At 76.3% G+C, this 4,930-nt stretch carries 4 protein-coding genes; all 4 read left to right on the plus strand.

All coding sequences use genetic code 11. The features are described 5' to 3' along the window. A partial coding sequence (locus ACFE8Y_RS20670) for an amidohydrolase family protein (protein ID WP_375466248.1) occupies positions 1–480 on the plus strand: 480 nt, incomplete at its 5' end. Next, a complete protein-coding gene (locus ACFE8Y_RS20675) occupies positions 477–1,340 on the plus strand; it encodes an aromatic ring-hydroxylating dioxygenase subunit alpha (RefSeq protein WP_375466249.1) in 864 nt (287 codons plus the stop codon). The genes ACFE8Y_RS20670 and ACFE8Y_RS20675, both read left to right, overlap by 4 nt. Positions 1,341–1,356: 16 nt before the next feature. Next, the gene (locus ACFE8Y_RS20680) at positions 1,357–4,494 is read left to right on the plus strand and encodes a molybdopterin cofactor-binding domain-containing protein (RefSeq protein WP_375466250.1); all 3,138 of its coding nucleotides are present in this window, start codon (positions 1,357–1,359) and stop codon (positions 4,492–4,494) included. Next, positions 4,491–4,930, plus strand: a 440-nt coding sequence (locus ACFE8Y_RS20685; protein WP_375466251.1) for a (2Fe-2S)-binding protein, incomplete at its 3' end; no start/stop codon positions are given. The genes ACFE8Y_RS20680 and ACFE8Y_RS20685, both read left to right, overlap by 4 nt.

Raw genomic sequence — 4,930 nt, forward strand, 5'->3', positions numbered from 1 at the left:
GACGGCGAGAAGGAGAACAACAACCTCGACCTGTTCGAGGAGATGAAGGTCGCCTCGCTGCTGGGCAAGCTCAAGGGCCTCGACGCGGCGGCGCTCGATTCCTGGGAGGCGCTGCGGATGGGCACGATCCTCGGCGCCAGGGCCCTCGGGCTCGACCACGCCGTCGGCTCGCTGGAGCCGGGCAAGCGGGCCGACGTGATCGCGGTCCGCACCGACACCCCACGGATGACGCCGCTGTTCGGCGAAGGCGCGTACTTCAACCTCCAGCACAACCTCGTCCACGCCGTGCGCGGCTCGGACGTGGACATGACCATGGTCGACGGCTGCGTCGTGGTGGAGGACGGGCGCCTGCGCAGCGCGGACCTGCGCGCCCTGATCGACCACGTCCGCGCGCTCGCCCCCGGCCTGTTCGCGCGGCGCGCCGCCTACCTCGCCGCGCACGAGGGCGGGACGGTGCAGTGGACCGGGCCGGCCTCATGAGGACGGACGATCCCGTAGCCCTCGACGCGTGGTACGCGGTCGAGACCGCGTCCGAGCTCACCGCCGCGCCGCGCGCCACGCGCCTGCTCGGCCAGGACATCGTCTCGCAGCGCCGGCCCGACGGCACGGCGTGGGTGCGCGCGCGGGCCGAGGACGGCACCCTGGGCGCGCCGCTGCCGGTGCGCGAGCGCTACGGCTGCCTCTGGACCACCCTCGGGAACCCTGAGCGCGAGATCGTCGCGATCGCGGAAGCGGAGGAGGCGGACCGGCGCTTCGTGCCCTGCGGCTGGGTGCGGATGCGCACCTCCGGCCCGCGCGTCGTCGAGAACTTCCTGGACATGGCCCACTTCCCGTTCGTGCACACCGACATCCTCGGCGCCGAGCCGCACACCGAGGTGCCGGCCTACGCCTGCGAGATCCGCCGCGACGTGGACGAGGTCTGGGCCACGAACTGCACCTTCTTCCAGCCGCGCATCGCCGCGACCGAGAGCGCGGGCGACTTCGTGCGGCTCACCTACCGCGTGCCCTCGCCGTTCGTGGTGATGCTCTACCGGGTCTGCCCGAGCGCGCCGGACCGGCAGGACGCCATCGCCCTGTTCATCCAGCCGATGGAGGAGACGCTGTGCCGGGCGCAGGCCGTGATGTACCTCGTCGACACGACCTCGACGCACACGGCGCTGCTGGCCTTCGAGCAGGTGATCTTCCTCCAGGACCGCATCATCGTCGAGAACCAGCGCCCGCTGCGCCTGCCGCTGGAGCCGCGCCACGAGATCCCGACCCGGGCCGACAAGTCGTCGGTGGTCTACCGCCGCTGGCTCAAGGAGAAGGGCCTGCGCTTCGGAACGGTGGGCCTGCCCTGATGCCGATGGGGGTCCCGTGAAGGTGCTGCGCCCGCGCGATGCCCGCGAGGCGGTCGCCCTCCTGGCCCGCCCCGGTGCGCGCGCGGCGGCCGGCGGCACCGCGCTCCAGCTCGACTGGGCGGCCGGCGCCGCCGTTCCCGATCAGCTCGTCGACCTCTCCGCGCTCGCCGAGCTGCGCGGGATCGCGGCCGTGCCGGGCGCGGTGCGCATCGGCGCCGCGACCTGCCTTGCCGACATCGAGGCCGACCCGGTCGTCGCCCGGGACCTGCCGCTGCTTCGGGACGCGGTGCGCACTGTCGCCGCCCCCGGCGTGCGGACCCTGGCGAGCCTCGGCGGCAACGTCGCAGGCCGGACCGGATGCTGCCTGCCGGCGCTGCTCGCCCTCGACGCCGCCCTCGACGTGCTGTCGGAGGACGGCTCGGCGCGCGTGGCGCTCGCCGACTGGCTCGACCGGCCGTTCGATCCGGCCGGCCTGATCCTGGCCCTGCACGTGCCCGCGCAGGCCGCGGGGAACCCTGCCACCCAGCGCAAGATCGGCCTGCGCGCCGGCTTCACCCCGAGCGTGATCGGCGCGGCGGGCGTGCTCGGCATGGACGGGGGGCGGATCGTCGCCGCGCGCCTCGCGGTGGGCGGCGGCCGGGTTCCGCCGCGGCGCCTGCCCGGGCCCGAGGCGAGCCTGCGCGGGCACGCGCTCGACGCGGTGGACTGGCCGGCGCTGCACGCCGCCCTCGTCGCGGCCATCGACGCGCCGGACGACGCGCTGCGCAGCGCCCGCTACCGGCGCCTCGCGGCCGCCAACGCCCTCGTGGGGGGACTCGGCGGCGCGCTGCCGACGGGGCGGTCCCGGCCGGTCCAGCGCACGCCCGCCCCGGCGGACGCGCCGCCGGAGCGGGTCGTCGCGCGCGAGGCCGACCCGGCGCGCTGGCACGCGCGGCCCGACATCGCCGACAAGGTGCACGGGCGCCTCGCCTACCTGACCGATGCGCGCCGGCCCGGCATGCTCGTCGGGCGCGTCCTGCGGGCCGGCCTCCCGCACGCCCGCATCCTGTCCATCGACACCCGCGCGGCGGAGGCGCTGCCCGGCGTCGCCGCAATCGTGACCCACCGCGACGTGCCGGGCCTCAACGCCTACGGCATCGTGATGCAGGACCAGCCCGCCCTCTGCGAGGACCGCGTCCGCTTCGTCGGCGACGCGGTCGCGGCGGTGGCCGCGGTCGACGACGCCACCGCCCGCGCGGCGCTGGCGCTGATTCGCGTCGCCTACGCGCCGCTCCCGGTCCTCGACGACCCGGAGGCGGCGCTGGCCGCGGACGCGCCGCGCCTCCACCCGGAGGGCAACCTGCGCCGCGAGATCCGCTTCGCGCGCGGCGACGCGGGGGCCGCGTTCGCGTCCTGCGCCCACGTCGTCGCGGACGTCTACGTCACGCCCCGCCAGATGCACGGCTTCATGGAGACCGAGGGCGGCTGGGCGATGGTCGAGGCCGACGGCAGCCTCACGGTCCGGGCCGGCGGCCAGCACGGCGCCCGCGACCGGCTCCAGATCGCGCGCATCCTCGGCTGGCCGGAGGCGCGCGTGCGCGTCGTGACGAGCCCGACGGGGGGCGCCTTCGGCGGCAAGGACGAGTTGACCGTGCAGCCCGCGCTCGCCCTGCTCGCCGTGAAGTCCGGGCGGCCGGTGCGGCTCCACCTCGACCGGGCGGAATCGGTCGCGGCCGGCTGGAAGCGCAACCCCATGCGCATCCGCATGCGCACGGGCTGCGACGCCGACGGGCGCCTCGTCGCGCTCAGCGCCGACCTGATCGCCGACGGCGGCGCCTACGCCTCGCTCAGCCCCGCCGTGATCGAGACGGCGCTGGAGCATTGCTGCGGCCCCTACCGCGTGCCGAACGTCGAGGCCCGCGCCCGGCTGGTCGCCACCAACAACGGCGCCTGCGGCGCCTTCCGCGGCTTCGGCGCCAACGAGATGACCTTCGCCATCGAGGGCCAGGTCGGGCGGCTGGCCGAGCGCGCCGGCCTCGACGCGGTGGCGATGCGCCGGCTCAACCTGCGCACGCCCGGCAGCCCCGGCCTCCTCGGCCAGCGGGTGGGCCCGAGCGAGCGCCTCGGCGCGATGCTCGACGCGGCCGCGGCGAGCCCGCTCTGGGCGGCGGAGCGCGGGACGGTTCCCGGCGCGCGGATCGGCGTCGGCATGGCGCTGAACTACCAGGGCAGCGGGCTCGGCTCGCTGGTGGAGGATTCCGCGCGGATGGCGCTCCGGCTCGCCGGGGACGGCGCCATCGAGGCGCTCTACGGGCTCGACGAGATCGGCCAGGGCCTGCTCGCCGCGATCGCAAGCGCCGTCGCCGCCGCGCTCGGCGTCGCCCGCGCGGATGTCCGCGCGGTCACCGGCGACACCGGGCTCGCGCCCGATTCCGGCTCCACCACCGCCTCGCGCGGCACCTTCGTCGTGTGGAAGGGCGCGCAGCTCGCCGGTCCCGGCTTCGCCCGGGCCGTTATCGCGGCCGCGGCGACCATTCTCGAGCGCGCGCCCGAGGACCTGTGCCTCGGCCCCGGCGGCGTACGCGAGGCGCGCTCCAACAGCGGCCGGCCGCTCCTCACCTTCGCCGCGCTGGCCGCACGCCTGCCCGACGACGCGCGCCCGAGCGCGGAGGCCGCCTTCGACTTCCCCAAGACCGAGTACGCCCAGGGCAACGCCCGCTACCTGTTCGCCTCCGGCGCCTGCCTCGCCCGCGTGGCGGTCGATGCCGTGGCCGGCACCGTGCGGGTGCTCGACCTCCACCAGCACACTGCGGCCGGCCCAGTCCTGGACGCGGCGGCCTACCTCGGACAGATCGAGGGCGGCGGCGTGCAGGGCCTCGGCTTCACGCTGAGCGAGGACGCGGCCATGGCGGACGGGCGCTACGTCACCGCAAACCTCGACACCTACATGCTGCCGAGCATCGCCGACGCGCCGGGGACGAGCCGCGTCCTCGCGTTGGAGGACCTCGACCCCGGCGATCCGTACGGCCCCCGCGGCGTCGGCGAGATGGGCATCGGCGCGGTGACGCCGGCCATCGCCGCCGCCGTGGCCGACGCGATCGGGCACTGGCCCGCGCGCACCCCGTTCTCGCCGGAAGCGCTGCTCGACGCGCTCGGAGCGGAGGAGGCCGCGTGAGCGCGGGCCCGGTGCGCTACCGCCTCAACGGCCGGGAGCACGCGCTCGCCGGTCCGCCGCGGCGCCCCCTGCTCGACCTGCTGCGCGAGACGCACGGGCTGATGGCGGCCAAGCCCGGCTGCGGCATCGGCCGCTGCGGCGCCTGCCTCGTCCTCCTGGACGGGCGCCCGGTCAACGCCTGCCTCGTGATGAGCTACCGGCTCGACGGCGTCGAGATCATCTCGCCCGAGGGCCTCGACGCGCTGCCGGAATCCGCGCCCGTGCGCGCGGCCCTGATCGCGGAGAACGCCTTCCAGTGCGGGTACTGCGCGCCGGGCGTCACGGTCTGCCTCGTCGCGCTGCTGCGGCGCGAGCCCGACGCCGACGAGGCCGCGATCCGCGCCGCGCTCGCGGGCAACCTCTGCCGCTGCACCGGCTACGCCTCGATCCTGCGCGG

It is taken from the genome of uncultured Methylobacterium sp. (assembly GCF_964242245.1).
Lineage (GTDB): Bacteria > Pseudomonadota > Alphaproteobacteria > Rhizobiales > Beijerinckiaceae > Methylobacterium.

Excerpts from the sequence above, each read along its gene's own strand:
- ACFE8Y_RS20675 (WP_375466249.1), top strand. The coding sequence starts at position 477 with ATGAGGACGGACGATCCCGTAGCCCTCGACGCGTGGTACGCGGTCGAG.